The 23927-nt window shown below is 71.8% G+C and carries 22 protein-coding genes; 15 read left to right on the top strand and 7 right to left on the bottom strand.

Annotated elements, in window-relative coordinates:
- Positions 1-82 precede the first annotated feature (82 nt).
- Together AB0H83_RS41095 and AB0H83_RS41090 are read right to left on the bottom strand one after the other, a co-directional pair.
- Positions 83-1453, bottom strand: coding sequence for a condensation domain-containing protein (locus tag AB0H83_RS41095; RefSeq protein ID WP_360105558.1), 1371 nt, complete (start codon positions 1451-1453; stop codon positions 83-85).
- Positions 1454-1456: 3 nt separating this feature from the next.
- Positions 1457-2803 carry a condensation domain-containing protein gene (locus tag AB0H83_RS41090; RefSeq protein ID WP_360105556.1) on the bottom strand — a complete coding sequence of 449 codons (1347 nt, stop codon included), beginning with the start codon at positions 2801-2803 and terminating at the stop codon, positions 1457-1459.
- Between the two features lie 904 nt (positions 2804-3707).
- Between AB0H83_RS41090 and AB0H83_RS41085 the strand changes: the two genes are divergently transcribed.
- Complete coding sequence (locus AB0H83_RS41085; RefSeq protein WP_360105553.1) at positions 3708-4964, top strand: condensation domain-containing protein; 1257 nt, start codon at positions 3708-3710, stop codon at positions 4962-4964.
- A gap of 56 nt (positions 4965-5020) precedes the next feature.
- On the opposite strand, the gene AB0H83_RS41080 is transcribed toward AB0H83_RS41085, so the two are convergent.
- From AB0H83_RS41080 to AB0H83_RS41060, 5 genes are all read right to left on the bottom strand, one after another.
- Positions 5021-5974, bottom strand: coding sequence for an ATP-binding cassette domain-containing protein (locus AB0H83_RS41080; RefSeq protein WP_360105550.1), 954 nt, complete (start codon positions 5972-5974; stop codon positions 5021-5023).
- A gap of 12 nt (positions 5975-5986) precedes the next feature.
- The gene (locus AB0H83_RS41075) at positions 5987-6751 is read right to left on the bottom strand and encodes an ABC transporter permease (protein ID WP_360105547.1); all 765 of its coding nucleotides are present in this window, start codon (positions 6749-6751) and stop codon (positions 5987-5989) included.
- A 14-nt stretch (positions 6752-6765) separates the two neighbouring features.
- Complete coding sequence (locus tag AB0H83_RS41070) at positions 6766-7947, bottom strand: glycosyltransferase (protein ID WP_360105544.1); 1182 nt, start codon at positions 7945-7947, stop codon at positions 6766-6768.
- Positions 7948-8032: 85 nt separating this feature from the next.
- Positions 8033-8302 carry a hypothetical protein gene (locus tag AB0H83_RS41065; RefSeq protein WP_360105541.1) on the bottom strand — a complete coding sequence of 90 codons (270 nt, stop codon included), beginning with the start codon at positions 8300-8302 and terminating at the stop codon, positions 8033-8035.
- Between the two features lie 5 nt (positions 8303-8307).
- Positions 8308-9216: a methyltransferase domain-containing protein gene (locus AB0H83_RS41060; protein ID WP_360105538.1), complete on the bottom strand. Its 909-nt coding sequence runs from the start codon at positions 9214-9216 to the stop codon at positions 8308-8310.
- Between the two features lie 751 nt (positions 9217-9967).
- Here AB0H83_RS41060 and AB0H83_RS41055 point away from each other — a divergent pair.
- From AB0H83_RS41055 to AB0H83_RS40990, 14 genes are all read left to right on the top strand, one after another.
- Positions 9968-11431, top strand: a complete 1464-nt coding sequence (locus AB0H83_RS41055; RefSeq protein WP_360105572.1) for a class I adenylate-forming enzyme family protein — start codon at positions 9968-9970, stop codon at positions 11429-11431.
- On the top strand, positions 11428-11706 hold the full coding sequence (locus AB0H83_RS41050; protein WP_360105535.1) for an acyl carrier protein: 279 nt from the start codon (positions 11428-11430) through the stop codon (positions 11704-11706). The genes AB0H83_RS41055 and AB0H83_RS41050 overlap by 4 nt, the downstream gene beginning before the upstream one ends.
- A gap of 38 nt (positions 11707-11744) precedes the next feature.
- Complete coding sequence (locus AB0H83_RS41045; protein WP_052387290.1) at positions 11745-11948, top strand: phosphopantetheine-binding protein; 204 nt, start codon at positions 11745-11747, stop codon at positions 11946-11948.
- Between the two features lie 8 nt (positions 11949-11956).
- On the top strand, positions 11957-13117 hold the full coding sequence (locus AB0H83_RS41040) for a beta-ketoacyl synthase N-terminal-like domain-containing protein (RefSeq protein ID WP_360105532.1): 1161 nt from the start codon (positions 11957-11959) through the stop codon (positions 13115-13117).
- A gap of 101 nt (positions 13118-13218) precedes the next feature.
- Positions 13219-13713, top strand: coding sequence for a beta-ketoacyl synthase chain length factor (locus AB0H83_RS41035; protein WP_360105569.1), 495 nt, complete (start codon positions 13219-13221; stop codon positions 13711-13713).
- Positions 13710-14960 carry a beta-ketoacyl-[acyl-carrier-protein] synthase family protein gene (locus AB0H83_RS41030; RefSeq protein WP_360105529.1) on the top strand — a complete coding sequence of 417 codons (1251 nt, stop codon included), beginning with the start codon at positions 13710-13712 and terminating at the stop codon, positions 14958-14960. The genes AB0H83_RS41035 and AB0H83_RS41030 overlap by 4 nt, the downstream gene beginning before the upstream one ends.
- A 59-nt stretch (positions 14961-15019) precedes the next feature.
- Positions 15020-16111, top strand: coding sequence for a 4-hydroxyphenylpyruvate dioxygenase (gene hppD / locus AB0H83_RS41025; protein ID WP_360105526.1), 1092 nt, complete (start codon positions 15020-15022; stop codon positions 16109-16111).
- A 35-nt stretch (positions 16112-16146) separates the two neighbouring features.
- Entirely contained in the window at positions 16147-17064 is a 918-nt protein-coding gene (locus AB0H83_RS41020; RefSeq protein ID WP_360105523.1) for a phytanoyl-CoA dioxygenase family protein, read from the top strand.
- Positions 17065-17087: 23 nt separating this feature from the next.
- On the top strand, positions 17088-17888 hold the full coding sequence (locus AB0H83_RS41015) for a DUF3050 domain-containing protein (protein ID WP_360105521.1): 801 nt from the start codon (positions 17088-17090) through the stop codon (positions 17886-17888).
- Between the two features lie 113 nt (positions 17889-18001).
- Positions 18002-18967, top strand: coding sequence for a thiamine pyrophosphate-dependent dehydrogenase E1 component subunit alpha (locus tag AB0H83_RS41010; RefSeq protein ID WP_360105518.1), 966 nt, complete (start codon positions 18002-18004; stop codon positions 18965-18967).
- The gene (locus AB0H83_RS41005; RefSeq protein ID WP_360105515.1) at positions 18967-19959 is read left to right on the top strand and encodes a transketolase C-terminal domain-containing protein; all 993 of its coding nucleotides are present in this window, start codon (positions 18967-18969) and stop codon (positions 19957-19959) included. The genes AB0H83_RS41010 and AB0H83_RS41005 overlap by 1 nt, the downstream gene beginning before the upstream one ends.
- 4 nt (positions 19960-19963) lie before the next feature.
- Complete coding sequence (locus AB0H83_RS41000; RefSeq protein WP_360105512.1) at positions 19964-21610, top strand: class I adenylate-forming enzyme family protein; 1647 nt, start codon at positions 19964-19966, stop codon at positions 21608-21610.
- Positions 21603-22991, top strand: a complete 1389-nt coding sequence (locus AB0H83_RS40995; protein ID WP_360105509.1) for a condensation domain-containing protein — start codon at positions 21603-21605, stop codon at positions 22989-22991. The genes AB0H83_RS41000 and AB0H83_RS40995 overlap by 8 nt, the downstream gene beginning before the upstream one ends.
- The gene (locus AB0H83_RS40990; RefSeq protein WP_360105506.1) at positions 22988-23914 is read left to right on the top strand and encodes a 3-oxoacyl-[acyl-carrier-protein] synthase III C-terminal domain-containing protein; all 927 of its coding nucleotides are present in this window, start codon (positions 22988-22990) and stop codon (positions 23912-23914) included. The genes AB0H83_RS40995 and AB0H83_RS40990 overlap by 4 nt, the downstream gene beginning before the upstream one ends.
- Positions 23915-23927 lie beyond the last annotated feature (13 nt).

The raw sequence follows: 23927 nt of genomic DNA, 5'->3' as shown, positions 1-23927 counted from the left end.
CGTAGCGGTCGCCGCGCGCCGTAGCGGTCGCCGCGCGCCGTAGCGGTCGCCGCGCCGTAGCGGTCGCCGCGCGCCGCGGGCTTCACGCCGGCGGGTTGAGCGCGGCGGCGACGGCGGCGGCCTCGATGCCCCGGGCGCACGCCTCCACCTGCGCCGGGGACAGCCGGTGGGTGTCGGCCCAGATCGCCAGGTCGACCGCCGCCTCGAGGCCGTCGCCGGCGTCGACCTGCACGTACAGGGTGCCGTCGTAGGTCGGCAGGGTCCGGTCCCAGCGCAGGGTCGTGCGCGGCAGCGCCGCGCGGACCCGCTCCGGGGTGGGCGGCACCGCGGGCAGCGCGGCGGCCGGGCCGCGCCGGTCGTTGACGAAGCACGAGATGTCGATCGGCGTGCCGCGCTCGGCGGCGAGCCGGTCGAGCATCGCCCGGTGGTCCGCAGGGTCGAAGTAGCCGTGCAGGTACGCGGCCGTCGCGGCCCGCCAGACCCGTTGCGCGACGGCGTCGAGGTCGGCGGCGGCGGGGTCCTCGCCGACGTCGATGACGCAGATGCCGGGCTGGGTCAGGTGGCACACGGCGTCGGCGAAGCCGGGGCGGAAGCGGTTGCTGACCAGGACCTGCGCGACGCCCGGCGGGCGGCCGGTGACCCGGGCCAGGGCGACGCCGTAGGCGGCGAGCAGCACGTGCCCGGTCTCCACGCCGGCGCGGGCGGCCACGACCTGCAGGGCGAGGTGCAGCGCCGGGGAATGGCAGACCAGCTCCCAGAAGCGCGGGGTGCGGGGGTCGTCGGAGACGCCGAAGCGCTCGGCCGGCAGCTCGCGCAGCACCGCCTGCCAGTGCCGCAGCGACTTCGCGCTGTGCCGGCGCTCGGCGGGCTGCGCCTGGCGTCGGGCGAGGTCCAGGGGCCGGACCGCGGCGGCCGGTGGGGTCCCGACCTCCAGGTGCGGCAGGTCCCGCACGATCGCCTCGATGCCGAACCCGTCGACGGCGAGGTGGGAGTACTGCACGACGAGGTGGCTGGGCGTGTCGCCGGCCGTCACCACGCCCCACCGGACGGGGAACTCGTTCGCCAGGTCGAACGGGGTGAACTCGTACCGGTGGCGCAGTGCCTCGGCGTCGGCCTCGGCCTCACCGGCGCGGGACGCGACGATCTCCAGGGTGACGGTGCCCGACGCCGACACGGTCTGCCGGGGCGGGTCGGCGGTCAGGTCGAAGCGGGTGCGCAGCGCCTGGTGCCGGCCGACGAGCGCGGCCAGGGTCGCGGCGAGCCGCGCAACGGTGGTGTCCGGGGCGAGCGCGACGGTGCCGCCGATGTTCAGCGTCCGGCCGGTGCGCCGCATCGTCTGCCAGATCTCCGACTGTCCCCACGTCAGCGGCCCGGTGAGCGCCTCGGCCGGTGCCACCCCGTCGGTGTCGTCGGCGAGGAACGGCACGGCAAGGTAGGACGTGGCGACATGCATCGGCTACTCCTGGAGCGCGGCGGCGACCACCAGTTCCTCGATTCCCCGCAGAATCGCCACCAGATCGTCCGGTGCCACCCGGTGGGTGTCAACGCGCAGCGTGAGGTCGACCGTGTCCGGCACCGGATTGATCATGAAGAAGACCGTGGCGCCGGGGTCGTCGGAGCTCCTGCCCCAGCGCAGCCGGCTCTGCGGCAGCGCGCCGGTGATGTCCTGCGCGCTCGCCTGCGGCAGCACCTCCGCCGCCGTCATCGACCGGCGCCGGTCGTTGAGGTAGGACTGCAGGTCGAGGGTCGCGCCGCGCTCCTCGCCGACCCGGGCGATCATGTCCCACAGGCCGCGGGGGTCGTAGTAGGCGTGCATGCCGGCGGTCAGCTGCGTCTTCCACACCCGCGCGATCAGCTCGTCGAAACTTACATCCGCGGTGTCCACGACGCACAGGGCGCTCTGCGCCAGGCCGGCGACCGACTCCTTGAAGCCGGGCCGGAAGCGGTTGCTCACCAGCATCCTGACCACGGTGGTCGGGTAGCCGGAGACCCGGGCCAGCATGAGCACGTACGCGGCGAGCAGGATCGTGCTGCTGTGCGCCTTGGTCCGCTCGGCGATCACCCCGAGGGCGAGGTATGTGGCGGGCGACTCGTAGGACGCCTCCCAGTACCGCGGCGACGGCGGGTCGGCCACCGGCGGGAAGCGGTCCGGCGCGATCTCGCGCAGTTGCTTCTCCCAGTGCCGCAGCGACGCGTTGTGCTGCCGCTTCGCCGCGCCGGCGCGCTGCTGGCGGGCCAGGTCGGCGGGCTGGATGCCGGCGACCGGGGCGAGGTGCTCGCCCGTGGCGCGGTCCAGGTTGGCCAGGTCGTTGACGAGCGCCTCGATGCCGTACGCGTCGATCGCCATGTGCGAGTACAGCACGACGAACCACACCGGGGTCCCGTCGCGGCACACGACCGCGGCGCGCACCGGCCAGTCCTCGGCGTTGTCGAACGGCGCCTCCTGAAGGGCGATGTCGAGGGCGTCGGCGACCTCCGCCGGGTCCTCCTCGCCGGCGTCGACGATCTCGATGAGCAGCTCACCGGAGTCCGCCAGCACCTGCCGGGGCAGGCCGTCCTCGCCGAGCCGGTAGCGGGTCCGCAGCGACTGGTGCCGGCTCATGAGAAACGCGAGCTCCATGACGATCTGCTCGATCGTCTGGCCGTCGACCAGTGGCATCGTGCCGCCGGCCCAGTCGACCCGGCCACCGCCGAGCTCCATGGATCGCCAGGCAGCCCATTGTCCCCAGGTCAATTCCTCGACGCCCGATCCCTCGCCCTGGAAGCGAACCGGGATGCGCTGCACCGTTGCAGTCTCCGCCATGACCTCTCGCCTCGTGATCGTCGGTGTACGCAGGCCCGAAGGGCATACGACTGCGTGGCGGCCGGCCGGCGACGCCTGCGCCGCGCCGGCCGGCCGCCTCGACAGAACTAGAGCCGGGCGTTCCGGAGCTGAGCGTTGACACTCCGGAGCTGGGCGTTGATACCACGCAGCTGAGCAGCCTTCATTTCGCACCTCCCTTGTCCTCGTGAGTGAATGTGCTCGAAAGGGACCACCTGCGTCTTGTCCGGATCCCGACCTGTTCGGACCCGGACGATCGCGCGGGCCCACCCTGCAAGCACTGCGTCGAAGCCTATCGGCTATCTTCTACCTGACGAAAGAGGCGAATATTGATCTCATCCAATCAATGCCCGAAGGTCCGAATTTTAACGATCGTTATGTCCGTTTTCCATGGATGCGCCGGGGAAATGCGAAACGCATTGAAAAATTCCTAAGTCGTTAGGTGTGCGGTTGACACGATCCACACGCGGGGAGATGCTTCTGGCGGTCATAGACTTCGGTCGTTCAAAATGACCGCAGCGGGCCGGAGCGCATTCGTCGTGAAGGCGACGGATGCGATGCGGCCCGCCATTCCATATCGCACTGTGATGTGCCAAACGATATGAGGAGGTGAACTTCATGCGCGTTGTCTCCAGCCGCGTCGTGTCCAGCCGGGTCGTCTCCAGCCGGGTCGTGTCCAGCCGTTGATGTCGGCCGCACCACCCTGTGAACGCATCACCGAATGAGTAGGGCAGCCCGTGTCCGCACGGGCGGGGGCGGCACCCGACGGGCATGGGTGCCGCCCGCTTGCCGGCCGGGCTGCCGTACCACCGGCGCACGAACCCGGCCGCACGATCGTCACCCGCACCGAAGACGACCGCACCGAGCAGCACCCTGGAGGCACATCTTGTCCGGCGACGAGACGTATCCGGCCACCGTCGGACAGCTGTCCGTCTGGCGCGACATCGAACGGTTCCCGCCCGACCGGCTGTGGGAGGCCAACCTCTCCTTCGTCTGGGACCTGCCGGAGGGCACCTGGAGCGAGGAGCAGATCTGGTCCGCCCTCGGCGCCGTCGCCATGCGGCACGCCTCGATGCGCACCACGTACGTCATCGACGACGAGGGCTTCCCCCGCCAGCGGATCGCCGCGCACACCGCCGAGGAGGTCCTCGCCCAGGTCAGGCAGGGCACCGCGGACGTCGCCGACCGCGAGGCGAAGGACGCCGAGGAGATCCGCCGTGGCATCGACGCGCGGACCGAGCTGCCGTGGCGGGCGTGGATCCTGCTCGACGCGGGCGTGCCCCGGCAGATCCTCGCCGTGGTCAACCACATGGCCGCCGACGGGGCCGCCTCGCTCGTGCTCCGCGAGGACTTCGAGACCATCCTCGGCGGCACCGATCTGCCACCCGCGCCCGGCCCTCTGGAGCTGGCCCTCAACCAGCAGGGCGAGGGCAGCGCGAGGCTGCGCAACGCCGAGCGGTACTGGCGGCGCACCATGGCCGCCGCGCCGCACCGCGCGGAGACCGGCGAGCTCATCGCGCAGGGCGCGATGCTGCAGACCGGCATCCCGATGCCGCTGGCGCACGAGGCGATGGCCAAGCACGACGTCACCCTGGCCAGCCTCATCCTCGCCGCCTACTACCGCGGCATCCAGGCCGCCACCGGAGAGCGCGAGGTGCTGCTCTTCCCGATGTCGGCCAACCGCTTCGACGAGCAGCACGCCCGCGTCGTCACCAGCCTCAACCAGTGGGCGCCGCTGCTGCTGGACCTGGAGCCCGACGAGCCGTTCGAGGCGATCCTGCCCAAGGTGCACTGGAAGGCGTTCAACGCGCTGAAGAACGGCGTGTGCTCGCCGGACGCGATCTGGCAGATCCGCGACGAGCACACCCGCCTCGACCCGCCCGTGGACCGCGGCTTCTACTACAACCCGATGCTCGCGCCGCCCGGCTTCCCGTCGCAGGACCAGCTGCAACCGCCGAAGATCGACTGGTTTGAGCACGGGCGCACCACCGGTCCCGGCTTCTACCTGATCGTGCGCGGCCTGGCCTCGCTGAACCTGATGTTCCGGGTCAACCGGGCCGGCTTCGACCGCGACTCGATGACCACCGTGCTGACCACGATGCAGGCCTGCCTCGCCGAGACCCTCGGCGGCGAGCGGCTCTGAGACGCACCGGAGGGCGCGGCCCGCGCGGGTCGCGCCCTCCCGCCGTGCCGGCGACATCAGTCGCGCAGGGAACGGCCGGTCTTGGTCAGGAAGACGTCGTCCAGGGTCGGGCGGTGCAGCTCGATGGTCGCCAGCTTGATCCCGGCGCCCTCCAGCACCCGCATGATCTGCGGGATCGCCGACTCGCCGGCGTCGACGTTGAGCCGCAGCTCGTTGTCCTCGCGGACCTCGACGCCCTTGGCGAAGGCCTCCTTGCCCAGCACCTCACCGGCGCGCTCGGCCTCGTCGGCCACGACGACCGTGACCACGTCGCCGGAGATCTCGCGCTTGAGGTCCGCCGGGGTACCCTCCGCGACGATCTCGCCGTGGTCGATGATTGCGATCCGGTCGCAGAGGGCGTCGGCCTCGTCGAGGTAGTGCGTGGTGATGAAGACCGTCATGCCCTCGGCCCGCAGCCGGCGGATCTCGTCCCACATGTGCGCGCGGCTCTGCGGGTCCAGGCCCGACGTCGGCTCGTCCAGGAACAGCACCTGCGGCTGGTGGATGACGCCCATCGCGATGTCGACGCGGCGGCGCTGGCCACCGGAGTACGTCTTGCACTTGCGGTCGGCGTACTCGGTCAGGTCGAACGCGGCCAGGGCCGCCTCGGCCCGCGCCAGCGCGTCAGCCTTGCCGATGCCGTACATGCGCGCCTGCAGCACGAGCTCCTCGCGGGCGCTGACGTCGTCGGTGGTGCCGCCGCCCTGCGCGACGAAGCCGATGGCACGCCGGACCGCCTCCGGCTCGGTGCGCAGGTTCGCCCCGGCGATCGTCGCCTCGCCGTCGTCGACGGGGATGAGGGTCGCGAGCATCCGCAGCGTGGTGGTCTTACCGGCGCCGTTCGGGCCGAGGAAGCCGAAGATCTCGCCCTGCGCGATGTCCAGGTCGATGCCCTTGACGGCCTCGACGCTGGTCGCCTTCTTGCCGCGGCCGGACTTGTAGATCTTCTTCAGTCCCTTGATCTTGATCATGATCCTGCTCCCTTACCGGACCGAACGCGAGAATGTGCGGGCCGACCAGATCACGGCGACCACCATGAGGCCGGCGGCGATGGCGATGCTCTGCCAGATGGCCGGGTCGCTGGTGTTGCCGATGAACAGCGCACGCAGCCCCTTGGCGGCCCAGTTGAAGGGGTTGAAGTCGGCCACGGTACGCAGCCACAGCGGCGCGAGGGCGAGCGGCAGCAGCGTGCCGGACAGCAGCATCAGCGGCTGGGCGATGTTGTTGACGACCTGGCCGAGGACGCTGGGGTTGGCGACCCGGATCGCGATGCCGTAGGAGATCGACGCCGAGGACAGCGCGCACAGCGCCAGGATCGCGTAGCCGAGCAGCAGGCTGCCGATGTTGACGAACACGCCGAACGGCAGCGACAAAATGGTGATGATGATCGACTGCACGACGACGGTGACGACGTCGCGCAGCGAGCGGCCCAGCAGCAGGGCGACCCGGCTGACCGTGGTCACCCGGGACCGTTCGATGACCCCGTTGGCGAGGTCGCCGAGCAGGCCGAAGCCGACGTAGAGGCCGCCGGCGAGGGCCAGGGCGACGAGCATGCCGGGCACGTAGATCTTGTACGCGTCGCTCATCGTCTGGGCGCCGACCGAGACCAGCGCCGGCTTGAGCAGCGGCGCGAAGAGGATCAGGTAGACCGCCGGCTGGGCCACGCCGAGGACGACCCACAGCGGCGACCGGAGCATCAGCAGCATGTGCCGCTGGAAGATCAACCAGGTGTCACGCAGGAGTTTCACGCGCTTGCTCGCTTTCAGACGTCGTACGTTTGCGATGAGATGCCGGCGGATGCCAGCTGGATCAGTGCCGTCGCGGCGGCGTCGGCGCCGCCGCCCGCGAGCAGTCGCTTGCCGGTCGCGCGCGCCGCCTCGGCGTAGCGGGGGTCGTCGAGCAGGTCGAGCAGCGCGGTCCGCAGCGCGACGGGCCGGCTGTGGTCGATCGAGACCCGCAGCCCGGCGCCGACCCGCGCCACCGCCGAGGCCATGAGCGCCTGGTCGCCCTTGATCGGGGTGACGAGCAGCGGCACGCCGTGCACCAGGGACTCGCTGACGGTGTTGAGGCCGCCGTGGCTGACCACCGCGTCCATGTGCGGCAGCAGGTCCAGCACCGGCACCGGCCGGCGGACGAGCACGTGCCCCGGCTCGCCGGTGATCGTGCCCTGCGGTGCGACGACGACCGCCTGCAGCCGGTCGCCGAGCGGCTCGACGGCCTGCAGGATCCGCGGGTAGAAGTGCGCGGCCTGGTCCATGTTGAGCGTGCCCATGGTGATCAGGACGTGCTGGCGGGCCGGGTCCAGCCAGTCGAACGGGAAGTCCGGGTCGGGCGCCCGCTCGGCCAGCGACGGGCCGACCACGACGGTGTTCGGCGGCAGCTGCGACGGGTCGTCGAGGAGGTCCTCGCCGATGAAGCTGATCACCAGGTCCGGGGAGAACCGCAGGTCCCACGGCGGCGTGCCGTCCAGGCCCGCGGCGCTCCACGCGGTGCGCATCTGCTGCTGGATCCAGTCCTCGACCTTCGGCAGCCCTCGGGCGAACGGCCTGGTCAGCTCCATCGCGGTGGTCGCGACGGTCGCCCACGGCAGGCCGAGACGGTGCGCCACGATCGGGCCCGCGATCGCGTGCTGGTCGACGACGAGCAGGTCCGGCCGGAACGCCTCGACCGCCGCCTCGACACCCTTCCGGGTGTACTTGGCGTGCGGCAGGATGTAGCCCTCCCACCGCGAGCGGGTCGCGTCGATGCCACGTTCGGCCTGGCCACGGTGGGCGCGCAGCGGGATCGGGTGGATCACCGCGGCGGGCCCGGCCAGGGGGCGCAGGAAGGACTCCGACCCGGCCCACAGCACCTCGTGCCCGCGCGCCAGCAGCACCTTCGCCACCGCGACCATCGGGTTCACGTGCCCCGTCAGCGGCAACGACAGGAACAAGAACCGGCTCATGCCGTCGCCTCCGCTGCGCTCCGGCGCCCGCCTGAGCCCACCCTGAGCCGCTGACTCGCGGCCCCTCCGCTGCGCTCCGGACCGCTCATGAATTTCCCCCGGCCAGTTCCGCCAGGTCCGCGACGGTGAGCTCGATCAGCTCCGGCAGCTCCAGGCCCGCCACGTGGGCGGCGAGGTCGACGCGGTCGCCGTAGCGCTGCCGCATCGCCTCGCTCAGCGCGACCAGCTCCAGGCTGTCGATGAACAGGTCGGTGTCGACCCGGGTGGACGGCGTCACGCCGGCCGCCCAGGTCTCGTCCTCGCCGGTGACCTGGCGCAGCAGCTCCACGATCTCCTGGTGCGGCGCCGCGGCCACGACGATCAGTCCCCTGCCGCCGGCTTCGTGGCGCGCACGGCGCCGTAGGTCACCGCGCCGGTCTCGAAGCCCTTGAGCATCAGCGGGCCCGCGTAGAAGAAGCCGAGCACGTCCACGCCCCGGTCGCGGGCCAGGTCACGCATCATCGACCGGCCGTTGTCGAGCTCCTTGACCTGGGCGAACCCGGGCTCCCAGGAGTTGGCGACGTTGGCGCTCCAGTCGACGATCGCGATGTCGGTGAACCCGGCCGCGGCGGCGAGCCGCTCGTGCTCCTCCAGCGAGGAGAAGCTCGGCATCACCTGGTGGCGCAGGATCTGGTCAACGACCCGGGTCTCCTCGGCGGTGAGCTCGCCGTCGCGGACCGACCAGGTGGCGATCGCGACGGTGCCGCCCAGCTTCAGCACCCGCCGGACCTCGGCGAAGAACGCCTCCCGGTCCGCGATGTGCATGAGACTTTCAACGGCCCAGACCACGTCGAACGACCCGTCCGGGTAGTCGTTGGCCATGAAGTCGCACTGGCGGAAGTTGGTCCGCTCGCCGAGGCCCAGCTCCGCGGCCTTCTCGTTGGCCCGGGCGGCCTGCGCGGCGCTGAGGGTGACGCCCTCGACGGTGCAGCCGAGCGGCCCGGCCAGGTACATCGCCGGCCCGCCGATGCCGCAGCCCACGTCGAGGACCCGCGCACCGGCCGGAAGTCCGGCGAAGGCGACCAGCTCACGCACGAGGCGGTCGGTCGCGGCGTGCCGGTCGTCGTCGTTGCCCGGGCGCTCGCCGGCGTCCCAGAAGCCGTGGTGCACGTGCTGGCCCCACAGGTCCTCGTACAGGTCCAGGGTGGTGTCGTAATACCGCTCGACGGCGGCGTTCAGTCCGGGCCCGGCCGGTGCGGACGGGTATGCGGAACTGGCATTTGCTTTCACAGTCGCAAATCTCCGAATGGGATCACCAGCTATGGGCGCGTCCCGGTTACGGACGCACGGAGCCCGGCCATTGTATGGGCGGCGCGCCGACGCTTGTCAATGCACGTTACATGGCCCGTCAACGGCCCCGGCCTGCAGTGTCGGAGATCGCGCAGGCCGACGCTCATCATGCCGCCATACATGGGGAAACGGTATATCGGCCCGAGCTGGCGTCGACCGGGGTCAATCGTGGCGGTTGCGCACCGTAGAACCATGCAATGGGCGTGAGGAGAGCGTTCTCAGGGTACGCACCGGTTGCGGCCGATGCGTCGGCTACCGCCCTGTATCGTCCCATTTGAGGGTCATCCGATGTCCCCCGAACCGCGCGTGACCTCGGGGTTTCGTAAATCGACCGGGAATGCAGAACGTATCGAAGCAAACGATTCTTAGCGGGCGTAGGGGTGGCAGAACGGACAAACAGCTGCACAGTCGGGTTGTGCACTCTTGTAAAACGGCTTTGATTGCGTAAGGTCTATGGCTAGTCGGGCCGACTATTTCCTGTGCATTGTGTCCGGGCGTGATTCGCACCGGTAGCCGCAGGCCGCCCGACGTTCGCAGTGTGTTCATTCGGGGGTTGCACACGCTGATCGCCGGCCAACGAGGGCCGTCCGGTCGGCGGAGCAGCCGCGCGCGTAGGAAGGGGTTCCGGGTGGCCGACGCCGCGCTCGAGACCCAGCCGACCCAGGCGATCGACCCCTCGTGGGTCGACGAGGTGCTGTTGTCCGGCCCCGCCGACCAGGTCGCCCTGGTCTTCGAGGCCCCTGTCACCCGTGCCGAGCTGCGCCGGATGATCGCCGCCAAGCAGTCCGTGCTCGCCGCCGCGGGCCTCGGCCCCGGCGGGTCCGTCGCCCTCTGCCTCGCCCCGTCGCTCGCGTTCGTGACCAACCTGCTCGCCGCCTGGCGGCTCGGCGCCCGCGCGGCCCTGCTGGACCACCGCCTCACCGCCTATGAGGTCGACAACGCCCTGCAGCGGCTGGCGCCGCAGGTCGTCGTCTCGGCCAAGCACGTCACCGGCGGGCCGCTGCGCGGCTTCGTCGAGATCGAGGAGCGCGTCGCGACCTACCCCGGACGGCCCGCCGACACCGCGCACGCGCTCATCCAGCTCAGCTCCGGCTCGACCGGCCCGTCGAAGGTCATCGCCCGCACTGCGGCGAACCTCGTCGAGGAGATCGAGCGGTACGTGAAGATCGGCGCCGGTGTGCCGCAGGGCGGCGAGCGGATCGTCTCGCTCGCGTCCATGGTGCACGTGCTCGGTCTGGTCGGCGGCCTGCTCTACGGCCTGCACGCCGGCGCTCAGCTCGTGGTGCCGGCGCGGATGACCGCCGACGGCATCCTGTCCACCGTCGCCGCCGGACCCGAGCCGACCACGCTGCTCGGCGTCCCCTTCCACATCGAGCTGCTCTCCTCGGTGCAGACCCCGCCCAAGCTGCCCCAGCTGACCGGCATGACCACCGGCGGCGAGCTCGTCCGCGCCGAGGTCTACGGCGGTTTCGTCGACCGGTACGGCATCCGGCTCGGCAACATGTACGGGATGACCGAGGTCGGGGTCATCGCCACCGACCTGTTCGGCGAACACCGCCCTTCCCTCACCCCCGCACCCGGTCTCACCGTCCGCGAGGAAGCCGGCGAGCTGCTCGTGTCGCTGCCCGCGTCGCCGTACCTCGGCCTCGTCGACCCGGCCCGCTGGGCCGACGGCTGGCTGCACACCAAGGACGCCGGCAGCGTCGATGAGGCCACCGGCCGCGTGCGCATCCACGGCCGGCGCGACTCGCAGGTCTCCGTCGGCGGCCTGAAGGTCGACCTGACCGAGGTCGAGCACACGCTCGCCGCGCTGCCCGGTGTCGCCAGCGCCGTCGTGACCTTCGACAAGGCCATCGAGGCGTACGTGATGCTGCGCGACGGCGCCACCGCGGCGCAGATCCAGGACCGCCTCGCCGAACGGCTCGCCGGGTTCAAGCGGCCCCGCGTGCTGAAGGTCGTGGATCAGCTGCCACGCACCGCCACCGGCAAGCTCGTCCGGGACCGCACCGCGCTGCTCGCCGCGGCGCCGGCGTCCGCGCCCCCGGTGACGACCCAGGTGGCGATCCCGGGCCAGCGTGCGGGACATGACGTGACCGATGGCGCGACCGACCCGGTCGCGCCGGCACCCGTGAAGGAAGGGAACCACTCGCGATGAACGACACGACGAATCAGGAAGTTCGCCAGTTCCTGCTGGACTCGTTGACCGAGATGAACTACAGCGTCGAGGACATCGACGACGACACCGCCCTCGGCCCGGCCGGCGCCGACCTCGAGTCGCTGTCGCTCGCCGAGCTCGCCGTGCGCGTCGAGGACCGCTTCGGCGTCCGCTTCGACGACGACGAGGCCGAGAAGCTGGCGGGCATGACCGTCGGCGAGTTCATCGCCGCGGTCGCCGAGCGCCGCTCCGCCGCGGCCACGGCGGGCAGCTGAACGTGGCCACGGCACCAACCCGCGACGACGTCCTGGCCATGCTCGCCACGTACGGCGACCGCACGCCGGCCGACGTCGCCGAGGGGATCGACTCACTGGAGCTCGCCTGGCTCGTCCATCAGCTCGAGCAGCACTACGGAGTGCCGCTCGACCTCGACGACGAAGCCCTCGCCCGGATGTCGACGGTGAGCGGGACGCTCGAGGTCCTCCAGGAACTGAAGGTCGAGACGGGTTCACGATGACCGCCACCATGGCCGTTCGGCGCGGTCCGGGTGAGGTGGTGCTGACCGGGGCGGCCGTGCTCAGCGCGTTCGGCCGGGGCATGACCGCCCTGGCCGACGGCCTGGACGCGGGCGTGCCGGCCTTCCAGCCGGTGGACCGCTTCGACGTCACGGCACGGCGGGTCGGGGTGGCCGCGGCCATGCCCGGCTCCCCCGCCCTCACCGACGAGCTCGTGCGCGTGGTGGACGAGGCCTGCGACGAGGCCAAGCTCAGCACCGCCGAACGGGCCGGCGCGCCGCTCTTCCTCGCCCTGCACGGCGACCCGGCGCTCGCCCGCGTCGCCGAGGCCGACCGCCGCCGGCACAGCGCCACCGCGTTCACCGCCGCGCTCGCCACGACCACCGGGCTCGCCGGGGACCTGCCGCTGGGAGCGGGGATCCGGGCGTACACCTCGGCGTGCGTCGCGGCGAGCACCGCGGTCGCCGACGCCGCCGCGGCGATCGCCCGCGGCGAGCTCGACCGGGTGGTCGTGGCCGGTGGTTACCTCGTGGACGCTGATCAGTTCTCCCTCTTCGACGCGGGCCGGGCACTGTCCACTGACGGACAGGTCCGCCCGTTCAGCGAGGGGCGGCGCGGGCTGCTGCTCGGCGACGGGATCGGCGCGGTCGTCGTGGAGTCCGCGGCCGCGGCCCGCGACCGGGGCGGGCCGGTGCTCGCCCGGCTGGCCGGCTGGGGCCGCGCCGGCGACGCCTACCACCCGTGCCAGCCGCACCCGGCAGGCGTCGGGCTCACCCGGGCGGTCACCGCCGCCCTGCAGCGGGCGGGGATCGGTCCGGAGGCGCTCGGGTACGTCAACGCGCACGGCTCTGGCACCGCGCAGAGCGACGTCGCGGAGGCCGCGGCGCTGCGTGTCGCGCTCGGCGAGCACGCCGCCACGGTGCCGGTCTCCTCGACGAAGTCGCTGCACGGCCAGGCTCTGGAGGCCTCCGGGGTCCTGGAGCTCATCGTCACCCTGCACGCGCTGCGCACCGGCCGGCTGCCGGTCAACGCCGGGTTCCTCGCCGCGGACGAGCACTGCCCGCTGAACCTGGTGCTGGACGGCTTCGCCGCCGCCACGCCCGCCTACGCGCTGACCCTCAACGCCGCGTTCGGCGGCGCCAACACCGCCCTGCTGGTGGGATCAGCATGAGCGGATTAGTCGTGGAACCGAACGAGCAACAAGGGCTCGGCACCGCGGAGCTGTTCGTCGAGGACATCCCCCCGCTGACCGCGCTCGCCACGCGGGCCGGCCTGGAGGTCCTCGCCGCCGCCGACTGGCCCGAGCCCGGCGACGAGGAGCTGCCGAAGCTCGCCGGGTTCGTACACTCGTCGTTCAACCCGCTCGTCGCCGCCACCGCCGGCCGCTGCCTCCAGCGCCGCGCGGAGAGCGCTCCACCGGCGGTCACCGCGATCGTGCTCGTCACCGCCCTCGGCGACGTGGCCAGCGCGACGCACGTCGCCGAGGCCGTCGACACCGGCGGCCGGGTCGGGCCGCTGTTCTTCTTCCAGTCGGTGCCCAACGCCGTCGCCGGGCACGTCGCGGCCAAATGGCAGCTCACCGGCCCGGTCGTGTGCGTCGACAGCACCGACGCCGGGCTCGGCATCGCCCGGCTGCTGCTCGCCGACGGCGACGCCGGCGAGGTCCTCGTCGTCCTGCTCGAACAGGCCACCGTGCCGGAGGCCATCACCGGAACCAGTCACGACACCGCCGCCGCCGTGCTCGTGACCGAAAGAGGGGCATCATGACCAGGTCCGTCGCCATCACCGGGATCGGGCTCGTCACCCCGGTCGGCAGCACCGGCGCCGAGGTCTTCGACGCCATGTGCGACGGCCGGTCCGGGCTGGTCCGGCCCGGCGCCGACCACCCTCTCGCCGGGTCGGTGGACGTGGCCGCGTTCGCCCCGCCGATCGACCCGACGTCGGTCCTGCCGGCGCCGGAGACACGGGTCGTCGACCGGTACATCGTCATGGCGATGACCGCCGCCGAGCAGGCCCTCGCCGACGCCGGCATCGAGGTCGGCCGCGACGTGGACCCGTACCGCATCGCCATCATCCTGTCCGGCACCGGCGGCCTGGCGACCCTGGACGCGCAGGCGGTGCTGCGCTCGCAGAAGGGCCGCCTCGGCGTCAGCCCCTACCTGCTGCCCGGCATGCTGCCGAACATGGGCGCGGCCCGGGTCGCGATGCGCCACGGGATCCAGGGGTACAGCTCCTCCATCGGCACCGCCTGCGCCGCCGGCTCCCAGTCGATCGGCGAGGCGGTGCGGCTGCTGCGCGCCGGCGAGGCCGACGTGGTCGTGGCCGGGTGCAGCGAGGCCCCGCTGTTCCCGACGCTCGCCGACACGTTCGGCAACGCCCGGGCGCTCGCCCGCGGCTGGGACGACCCGACCGAGGCCAGCCGCCCGTTCGACCGCCGCCGCAACGGGCTCGTCCTCGGCGAGGGCGCCGGGGTGTTCGTCGTCGAGCGCGCCGAGCACGCCGAGGCCCGCCGCGCCCGCCGCTACGCCGACCTCGTCGGCTGGGGCGCGACGAACGACGCCCACCACCCGACCACCCCGCGCCCCGACGGGTCGGCCGCCGCCGCCTGCATGAGCCGGGCCATCACCGACGCCGGGATCGAACCCGGCGACGTCGGTTACGTCAACGCGCACGGGACCAGTACCAAGCTCGGCGACGTGGCCGAGTCGACCGCGATCCGTGCGGTGTTCGGTGCCGGGGCCCCGCCGGTCAGCTCCACCAAGGGCGTGACCGGCCACATGCTCGGCGCCTCGGGCGTGGTGGAGGCCGCGGTGTCGGTCCACGCCATGCTCCGCGGGCTGCTCCCGCCGACACACAACCTGGACGAGCCCGATCCCGCCTGCGACCTGGACCACCTCCGCAAACCCCGTCCCGCGGAGGTGACCCATGTCCTGTCCAACTCCTTCGGCTTCGGCGGCCACAACGTGAGCCTGATCTTCGGCTGGCCGGAGTCCGCGTGGACACGCACGGCGTGACGCCCGCTCGTCGCAGCCACCTGGGAACGACCGATCAGTACCCGAAAGGGAAGCAGGCAATGGAGATCCTCGACACCGACCACATCGAAATGTTCGTCGGCGACGCGCGCCAGGCGGCGCACCAGCTGTGCGCCACGTACGGCTTCCACGTCTACGGGCACGGCGGCCCGGAGACCGGCCTCACGGGTCAGCGCAGCGTGCTGCTGGGGCAGCGCGACATCCGGATCCTGCTCACCTCCGGCCTCAGCGGCGGGCACCGCGCGAGCCGCTACGTCGCCCAGCACGGCGATGGGGTCGCGGTCATCGCGTTCGGCTGCGCCGACGTGCAGGTCGCGTTCGACGAGGCGGTCGCCGCCGGTGCCACCGCGCTCCAGCCGCCGCAGCGCTTCTCGCACGAGGGCGCCACGGTCATCACCGCCGAGGTGTCCGGCTTCGGCGACGTGACCCACCGCCTGGTCCAGCGCACCCCCGGCGACGCGCGGTTCCTGCCCGGGGCGATCGACGAGCCCGCACGGCCGGCGCCGACCGACGCGGACCTGCTGCACACCATCGACCACGCCGCGATCTGCCTGCAGGCCGGCGAGCTCGACCCGACGGTGCAGTACTACGAGCGGGTCTTCGGGTTCGGCATGATCTTCCAGGAGTACATCGAGGTCGGCGAGCAGGGCATGCAGTCGAAGGTGGTGCAGAGCCCGTCGGGCGGCGTCACGTTCACGCTGATCCAGCCGGACCTGAGCCGCCGCGCCGGCCAGATCGACGACTTCCTGTCCTGGCACGAGGGCGCCGGCGTGCAGCACATCGCCTACAGCACCCACGACATCGTGACCGCGGTGCGCGCCTACAGCGCCAAGGGTGTCGAGTTCGCGCAGACCCCGGCCAGCTACTACGACATGCTCGAGCCGCGGCTGGGCGAGGTCGACGTGCCCGTGGACCAGCTGCGGCCGCTGGGCATCCTCGTCGACCGGGACCACTGGGGCCAGATGTACCAGATCTTCGCCAAGTCGACGCACATCCGCCGGACGTATTTCCTCGAGCTCATCGACCGGCACGGCGCCCGCACGTTCGGCACCAGCAACATCCCGGCGCTGTACGCCGCGAAGGAACGCGAGCTCGCCGCGGTGCGCGACACCACCGACGGCCTGCGCAGCTGAACCCTCTCACCACGACTGCTGAAAGGACATGATCCTTGACCATCTCAGTGACCGAGACCTTCTCGTTGACCGACGAAGAGCAGGCCCTGCTGCCGTCTGACGACGATGTCGAGCACTACGCCCGGCACGGCTGGTACCTGACGCAGAAGCTGTTCACCGACGACGAGGTCGACCAGCTCGTCGAGGCCAGCGAACGCTTCTACGCCGGTGAGCGCTCCCGCACGCTGCCGTTGCGCCCGCCTCGGCTGGCGTACTGGGAGCCGGCGCACGGCGCCGTGCAACGCCACAACGACTACGTGCACTACGAGAGCGACCCGATCGCGCGGATCCTGCGCAAGCCGCTCATCGGCGCGGTCGCCGCGCGGCTGGCGAAGGCCGACGAGATCCGGGTGTTCCAGTCCACGCTCATCTACAAGCCGCCGATCGTCGGCGAGCCCAGCAACGTGGTGCCGTGGCACTTCGACCGGCACTACTGGTCGTCCTGCACCTCGGAGAACATGCTCACGGCGTTCATCCCCTTCCACGACTGCGACGAGGAGATGGGCACCATCACGATGGTCGACGGATCCCACCTGTGGGAGGAGATCCTCGCCGACGACACCACGACGAAGCACTTCGCCGAGCGCGACCGCGACGACCTGGAGGTCATGCTCGCGGAGAACGCCGCGTACAACAACGTCGAGGTCGTCAAGATCCCGATGATCATCCCCAAGGGGCACATGAGCTTCCACCACTGCCGCACGTACCACGGCAGCGGGGCCAACCGCAGCGGGAGCCCCCGCCGCGCGGTCTCCTTCCACCTCCAGGACGGTGCGAACGAGTACCGCCGCTTCGAACTCAGCACGGGTGACGTCGTGACGTACAACCACGACGTGCTGGTCCGGCGCACCGACGACGGCCGTCCCGACTACTCAGATCCCGAGTACTGCCCCGTGTTGTGGCGTACGCCCTAACCCGAACCCCTCAGGAGGCTCACATGTCCCGTTACGACTGGGGTCAGCGACACCCGGGCATCGACCGGCTGGAGGCGCTGATCGCCGACGCCCGCAGCGACGTCGTGTCCCACCCCATCTACGCCCGTCTGGACAGCCTGCCGGCGATCCAGACGTTCCTGGAGCACCACGTCTTCGCGGTGTGGGACTTCATGTCGCTGCTGAAGTCGCTGCAGCGCAACCTCACCTGCGTCGAGGTGCCGTGGATCCCGACCGGGCCGACCGGCAGCCGGCGGCTCATCAACGACATCGTGCTGGTCGAGGAGAGCGACGAGCTGCGCGGCGGCTTCATCAGCCACTTCGAGCTCTACCTGCTCGGCATGCAGGAGGCCGGCGCCGACACCACCGTCATCGACACGTTCATCTCGCTGCTGCGCGACAAGACCCCGGTGCCGGCCGCGATGGCCGCCGCGGGCGTGCCCGAGGCGTCCGCCGAGTTCGTCGGGCTCACCTGGCACCTCATCGACACCGCGCCGATCCACTGCCAGGCGGCCGCCTTCGCCTTCGGCCGGGAGGACCTGATCCCGGACATGTTCCAGCAGGTCGTGAAGGTCAACGAGCAGGGCGGGCAGCTCAGCACGTTCGTCGACTACCTGGAGCGGCACATCGAGGTCGACGGCGAGTTCCACACGCCGATGGCTATGCAGATGGTCACCGACCTGTGCGGCGACGACGAGAGCAAGTGGAACGAGTGCGTGGAGACCATCAACCTCGCCCTCACCGCCCGGGCGAAGCTCTGGAGCGGGATCCTCGCCAAGATCGATGAGAAGGTCCTCGCCGCCTGACCGGCTGTTCCTAGCTCCGTGCGCTTCGCCAGCGGTTCCGTGGGGGGTTCCCACCCCACCCCCCCCCATGCTCCGCTGCGCTGCGCACTCAAGCCCTCGTAAGGAGTTGTACGGTGACTGACGCCGCCGGGCTGTACCGGACGGTCCGCCTCATCCGCCGGTTCGAGGAACGCGCGATCGAACTGGTCCGCGACGGCACGATCGTCGGTGGGATCCACCCGTACCTCGGGCAGGAGGCGATCGCGGCCGGGACCTGCGGCGCGCTGCGCCCTGGCGACGTCATCACCAGCACGCACCGCGGCCACGGGCACGTCCTGGCCAAGGGCGCCGACCCGGCCCGGATGCTCGCCGAACTCACGGGCCGGGCGACCGGCCTCAACGCCGGCCGCGGCGGCTCGATGCACGCCGCCGACTTCAGCCTCGGCATCCTCGGCGCCAACGCCATCGTCGGCGCCGCGGTGCCGATCGCCACCGGCGCCGCGTGGGCGGCCCGCCGGGCCGGCAAGGACACGGTCGCCGTCACCTACTTCGGTGACGGCGCCGTCAGCCAGGGCGTGGTGCTGGAGACGATGAACCTCGCGTCGCTGTGGAAGGTGCCGGTCGTCCTCGTCTGCGAGAACAACGGCTTCGCCACCACCACCCGGGTCGAGCAGGCGGTGGCCGGCTCGATCACCGGCCGCGCCGAGGCCTTCGGCATCCCGGCGTCCACTGTGGACGGCAGCGACCCCGAGGCGGTCCTCGCCGCCGCGCAGGAGGCCGTCGCACGGGCCCGCGACGGTGGCGGCCCGTCGTTCATCGAGTGCGTCGCCTACCGGTTCGACGCCCACCACACCTGGGAGCACGCCGCGCGGCCGCGGTACCGCACCGACGAGGAGGTCGCGCTCGGCATGCGGCGCGACCCGGTGGAGCTGCAGGGCTCCCGCATCCCGGCCGCGGACCGCGAGCGCATCGACGCCGAGATCGAGGCGCTGCTCGACGAGGCGGTCCGGTTCGCCGTCGACAGCCCGCTGCCCGACCCGGCCGGCGCGCTGGATCATCTGTACGCGGACGGCCTGCGGGCCAGGGCGGGGGTCTCCTGATGCCGATCCTGTCGTATCTCAAGGCGCTGAACCGGGCCCTGAGCACCGAAATGGACGCCGACCCGAGCGTGTGCGTCTTCGGCGAGGACGTCGGCGTCGCGGTCAGCAACGTCACCACCGGCCTGCTCAAGAAGTTCGGCCCCGAACGGGTCGTCGACATGCCGATCTCGGAGCAGGCGTTCACCAGCTTCGCCACCGGCGCCGCGATGGCCGGGCAGCGCCCTGTCATCGAGTTCCAGATCCCGGCGCTGCTGTTCCTGGCCTTCGAGCAGATCGCCAACCAGGCGCACAAGTTCTCGCTGATGACCGGCGGGCAGGTCAACGTCCCGGTCACCTACCTGCTGCCGAGCTCCGGCTCCCGCGGCGGCTGGGCCGGGCAGCACTCCGACCACCCGTACAGCCTCTTCGCCCACGTCGGCGTGAAGACCGTCGTGCCCGCGACCCCCGCCGACGCCTACGGCCTGCTGCTGACCGCGATCCGCGACGACGACCCCGTCATCGTGTTCGCGCCGGCGGGCGCGATCGGCGTGCGCGACAACGTCGACTTCGCCACCCTCGCCCCGGTGCCGCTCGGCGTCGGCCGGGTGCACCGCCCCGGCGACGACGTGACGGTCGTCGCCGTCGGCCACCTCGTGCACGACGCCCTCGCCGTCGCCGAGGAGCTCGCCGGGACGGTGTCGGTCGAGGTGTTCGACCCGCGCACCCTGTACCCCTTCGACTGGACCGGGCTCGCCGCCTCGCTGGAGCGCACCGGCCGGCTGGTCGTCGTCGACGACTCCAACCGCTCCTGCGGCATCGGCGGGGAGATCCTGGCCACCGCCGCCGAGCAGATGCGGCTGGTCGCGCCGCCGAAGCGGATCACCCGCCCCGACGGCGCGGTGCTGCCGTTCGCCCGCGAGCTGGACCTGGCCCTGCAGCCGACCCGTGCGCAGATCCGCACCGCGATCGAGCAGGTCGCGAAGACCTCATTTTCAACGCAGACCGAGGAGTAGACCCATGGCGTCCACGAGCATCCGGGCGGCGCTCGCCGCCGACCCCGACGTCGGTGCGGGCAACGTCCTGCACAAGCTCATCGAGCACGGCGCGGACCTGTCCGGGCCGGGCATCGCCTTCGACGTCGCCGTCGACGGCTTCCCCGCCTGGCAGGGCCTCACCCTCGGCGAGCTGCGCGAGCGGGCCGCGGCCCGGGCGGCGTGGCTGCACGCGTACGGCATCACCCGCCGCGACCCGGTCGCCATCTACGTGACCAGCTCCGCGGACTGCTTCCTCAACTGGATGGGTCTGGTCTGGCTCGGCGCGATCCCGGCGCTGATGAACCCGAACATCCCCGGCGACATCGCCGCCCAGTACATCGGCAAGCTGCGTGCGACCGCGCTCATCACCGACGCCGCGCACATCGAACGGCTCGCCGGGCAGGACGTCGGCATCCCCGTGCTGGACGCCGCCGACACCGGCACCGGCGACCCGGCGCTGGCCCCGGCGCCGTTCAAGCTGCACGCCGACGACCCGATCGCCATCACCCACTCCTCCGGCACCACCCGCATGCCGACCGCCGTCGTGCACTCGCACGCCAGCCTGTTCCACGCCACCCGCAAGATCCGGCTGAGCGGCCCGCGGGCCCAGGGCACCGAGCGGATCCTCAGTGCCCTGCCGGCCCCGCACGCGGCCGGCATCATGACCATCAACCACGCCCTGAGCAACCGCTCCGAGCTGCTGTTCCTGTCGCGGCAGGACGACGGCGGCGCGGTGCTGGACGCCATCGAGCAGTGGAAGCCGACCGGCGTGTTCGGCTTCGCCGTCACCTGGTCGGAGCTGGCCCGCTTCGACCTGGAGCAGCACGACATGGACTCCGTCGCGCTGTGGTTCAACACCGGCGACTGCGCGCACGAGCCGCACATCCGCAACCTCGTCAACGTCGGCAGCCGCAACGTCGTCACCCGTCAGGCCGGGTCTTCAGCAGGCGCAGCTGTCAAGCGGGTCAAGGGATCCAGCTTCGTCGACGGGCTCGGCTCCACCGAGATGGGCCACTCCGCCTTCCACATCACCCACCGCCCCGACACCGAGCGCTACGGCCGGTGCGTCGGCGTGCCGCACGTCTTCGCCGACGTCGCGCTGCTGGACACCGAGACCGGCGAGGAGGTACCGGTCGGGCAGGTCGGCCACTTCGGCCTCAAGTCGCCCACGCTCGCGCCCGGGTACTGGAACGACCACGTCAACACGTACCGCAACCGCCTCAACGGCTACTACCTCACCGGCGACCTGATGTTCCGCGACGAGGAGGGCTACTACTACCACGTCGACCGGGCCGTCGACTCCGTCGACCTCGGCGGCGGCAACTGGCTCTACACCGCCATGTCGGAGGAGCAGATCCTGCGGGCCGTACCCGACGTGCGCGACTGCACCATCGTGTCGGTGAAGACCGACACCGGCGTGGTGTCCGACGTGCTGCTGTCGCTGCACGAGAGCGCCGACCCGGACGCCGACCACACCGAGGCGGTCCGCGCCGCGCTGACCCCGGCCGCCGCGGCGACCCTGCGCAAGGTCGTCGTGTTCCCCGACGAGAACATCGTCACCGGCCCCACCGGCAAGGTCCGCAAGTTCCTCATGCGGCAGCGGCACCTCGCCGAGATGGCAAATGCCTGACACGTACCTGCCGGCACCCGCCGACACCACCGGGATCCGCGCCACGACGCGGATCCCGGTCCGGTTCTCCGGCGATGGCGCCGGCACCGGCCCGCTGTCCTGGGGGCAGCTGGGAATCTGGCAGACCATGGTCCGCCAGCGTTCCTGGCTGCCGATCGGCGGCTGGGCACCGCTCGCGGCCGGGACCACCCTCCAGGACGTGGTGGCCGACCTGCAGTGGGCGATGCGGCGGTACCCGACGTTCCGCACCCGGCTGCGCTTCGCCGCCGGCGGCGCCCCGCTGCAGGCGGTCGCCGCCTGGGGCACCATCGGCCTGGACGTGTTCGACGTGCCCGAGGGCACCGACCCCGAGGCGTACACCGCCGCCGTCGACGCCCACTACCGGGCCCTGGACTACGACTTCGTCGCCGAATGGCCGATCCGCATGGGCGTCGTGCGGGTCGGCGGCCGACCGGCGTTCCTGTCCACGGTCACCTGCCACCTCGTCACCGACGGCGTCGGCGGCCGGCTCATGCTCCGCGAGGTCGCCGCCCGTGCCGAGGCCGGGCCGACCACCGGGATGCAGCCCCTCGAACAGGTCCGGTGGCAGGCCTCCCCCGCCGGTCAGCAGCAGCGGGAGAAGGCCCTGCGGCACTGGGACAGGATGCTGCGGCAGCTGCCGCCGAAGCGCCCGCTCACCCCGCGCGACGGGCCCCGCCACCACCGCGGCGAGTTCCACTCCGCGGCCCTGTACCACGCCACCCACGCCGTGTCGGTCGTCGCCGACATCGACACGTCGCAGGTGCTGATGACCTTCCTGGCGATCGCCCTCACCCGCCAGGCCGGCGACGGGCGGCCCGCCGTCATCCGGCCCATGGTGGACAACCGGTTCCGCCGCGGCCTCGGCGACGTCGTGGCGATGGTCGCGCAGCACAGCATCTGCGTCGCCGACGTCGCCGGCCTGCCGTTCGACGAGGCGATGCGCCGCACCGGGATCGCGGCGATGCTCGCCTACAAGTGGGCCTACCACGACCCGGCCGCGGTCGGCGAGCGCGCCGCCGCCCTGGCCGGCGAGCTCGACCTCGACCTGGACGCCGGGATCTGGATCAACGACCGGCGCACCGTCAGCCGGCAGATGTTCCCCGGCGACAAGCCGACCGCCGAGCAGGTCCGCGCGGCCGCGCCCGGCGAGTTCCGCTGGACCGCCGCCCAGGACGACCCCTACGACCCGCTGAACGTCGACGTGGACGACGAACCCGGCCGGTTCCTGCTGACCTGGTTCACCGACGCGTGGCGGACCCCACCGGCCCGCGTCGAGGCCCTCGCCCGGCTGGTCGAGACGATCGCCGTCCACGAGGCGCTCACCGCACTGGAAACCGCTTCGGAAACGAGGACTCCGTGACCGCACTCGTCGCCGTCGGCACCCACGTGCCACCGGGCCGTGTCCCGATCGAGTCCCTCGCGGACGAGTTCGACCTGACCCCGATGCAGCTGCGGGTTTTCCGGCGCTACCACAAGCTCGGCTCCGCCGCGCAGGCCCCGGGCACCTCCCTCACCGAGCTGCTCCGCCTCGCCCTCGCCGACCTGCGGCTCACCACCGCGCAGACCGAGCGGGTCCGGTACGTGCTGTACGCGCGCACGTTCCCGGGCGTCGTGCCGTACCCGCACAACCCGCTGCACGAGGTGTGCCGGTCCTTCGGGCTGCAGCACGCGCAGGCGTTCGCCGTCGGGCACCACGCCTGCGCCTCCGGGCTGCTCGCCCTGGACCTCGCCGGCCGGCTGCTGGCCACCGCGCCGCCCGACGCGCTCGCCCTGGTCCTCACCGGGGAGAAGGCGTTCACCGGCGAGGCCCGCTTCGTGCCGGAGACGTCCATGTTCGGCGAGGGCGCCGCCGCCTGCCTCGTCGCCGCGACCGGCCCCAGCGACCGGCAGCTCAGCTACGTGGCCCGGCTGCGCGGTGAGTTCGACGGCGAGCTGGAGGAGGTCGCCGGGGAGTTCCAGCGCGTCTACCACGACGCCCTCGGCGAGGCCGTCACCACCGCCGTCGCGCGGGCCGGGCTGAGCCTGGACGACATCGCCCTGATCCTGCCGCACAATGTGAACGTGGTCGCCTGGCAACGCGTCTGCAAGCGGATCGGCTATCCCCTGGACCGTGTCCTGCTCGACCACGTCGCCGACTACGGCCACGTCTTCTGCGCCGACGCGTTCCTCAACCACCGCACCGCCGTCGAACGCGCCCTGCTGCGGCCCGGAGACCGCTACGTCATCGCCGCCGCGGGCGCCGGCCGCGGCGCGACGTTCTCCGCCATGGTCTTCGAGCACTGAGATGTCCTGAAGG

It is taken from the genome of Dactylosporangium sp. NPDC050688, from assembly GCF_040654515.1.
Lineage (GTDB): Bacteria > Actinomycetota > Actinomycetes > Mycobacteriales > Micromonosporaceae > Dactylosporangium.
This window is presented reverse-complemented; position numbering and strand designations above follow the sequence as displayed.

Coding starts and splice junctions, on each gene's coding strand:
- AB0H83_RS41050 (WP_360105535.1), top strand. CDS start 11,428: ATGAACGACACGACGAATCAGGAAGTTCGCCAGTTCCTGCTGGACTCG.
- AB0H83_RS41040 (WP_360105532.1), top strand. CDS start 11,957: ATGGCCGTTCGGCGCGGTCCGGGTGAGGTGGTGCTGACCGGGGCGGCC.
- AB0H83_RS41080 (WP_360105550.1), bottom strand. CDS start 5,974: ATGATCAAGATCAAGGGACTGAAGAAGATCTACAAGTCCGGCCGCGGC.
- AB0H83_RS41000 (WP_360105512.1), top strand. CDS start 19,964: ATGGCGTCCACGAGCATCCGGGCGGCGCTCGCCGCCGACCCCGACGTC.
- AB0H83_RS41030 (WP_360105529.1), top strand. CDS start 13,710: ATGACCAGGTCCGTCGCCATCACCGGGATCGGGCTCGTCACCCCGGTC.
- AB0H83_RS41095 (WP_360105558.1), bottom strand. CDS start 1,453: ATGCATGTCGCCACGTCCTACCTTGCCGTGCCGTTCCTCGCCGACGAC.
- AB0H83_RS41005 (WP_360105515.1), top strand. CDS start 18,967: ATGCCGATCCTGTCGTATCTCAAGGCGCTGAACCGGGCCCTGAGCACC.
- AB0H83_RS41015 (WP_360105521.1), top strand. CDS start 17,088: ATGTCCCGTTACGACTGGGGTCAGCGACACCCGGGCATCGACCGGCTG.
- AB0H83_RS41090 (WP_360105556.1), bottom strand. CDS start 2,803: ATGGCGGAGACTGCAACGGTGCAGCGCATCCCGGTTCGCTTCCAGGGC.
- AB0H83_RS41070 (WP_360105544.1), bottom strand. CDS start 7,947: ATGAGCCGGTTCTTGTTCCTGTCGTTGCCGCTGACGGGGCACGTGAAC.
- AB0H83_RS41045 (WP_052387290.1), top strand. CDS start 11,745: ATGCTCGCCACGTACGGCGACCGCACGCCGGCCGACGTCGCCGAGGGG.
- hppD (WP_360105526.1), top strand. CDS start 15,020: ATGGAGATCCTCGACACCGACCACATCGAAATGTTCGTCGGCGACGCG.
- AB0H83_RS40995 (WP_360105509.1), top strand. CDS start 21,603: ATGCCTGACACGTACCTGCCGGCACCCGCCGACACCACCGGGATCCGC.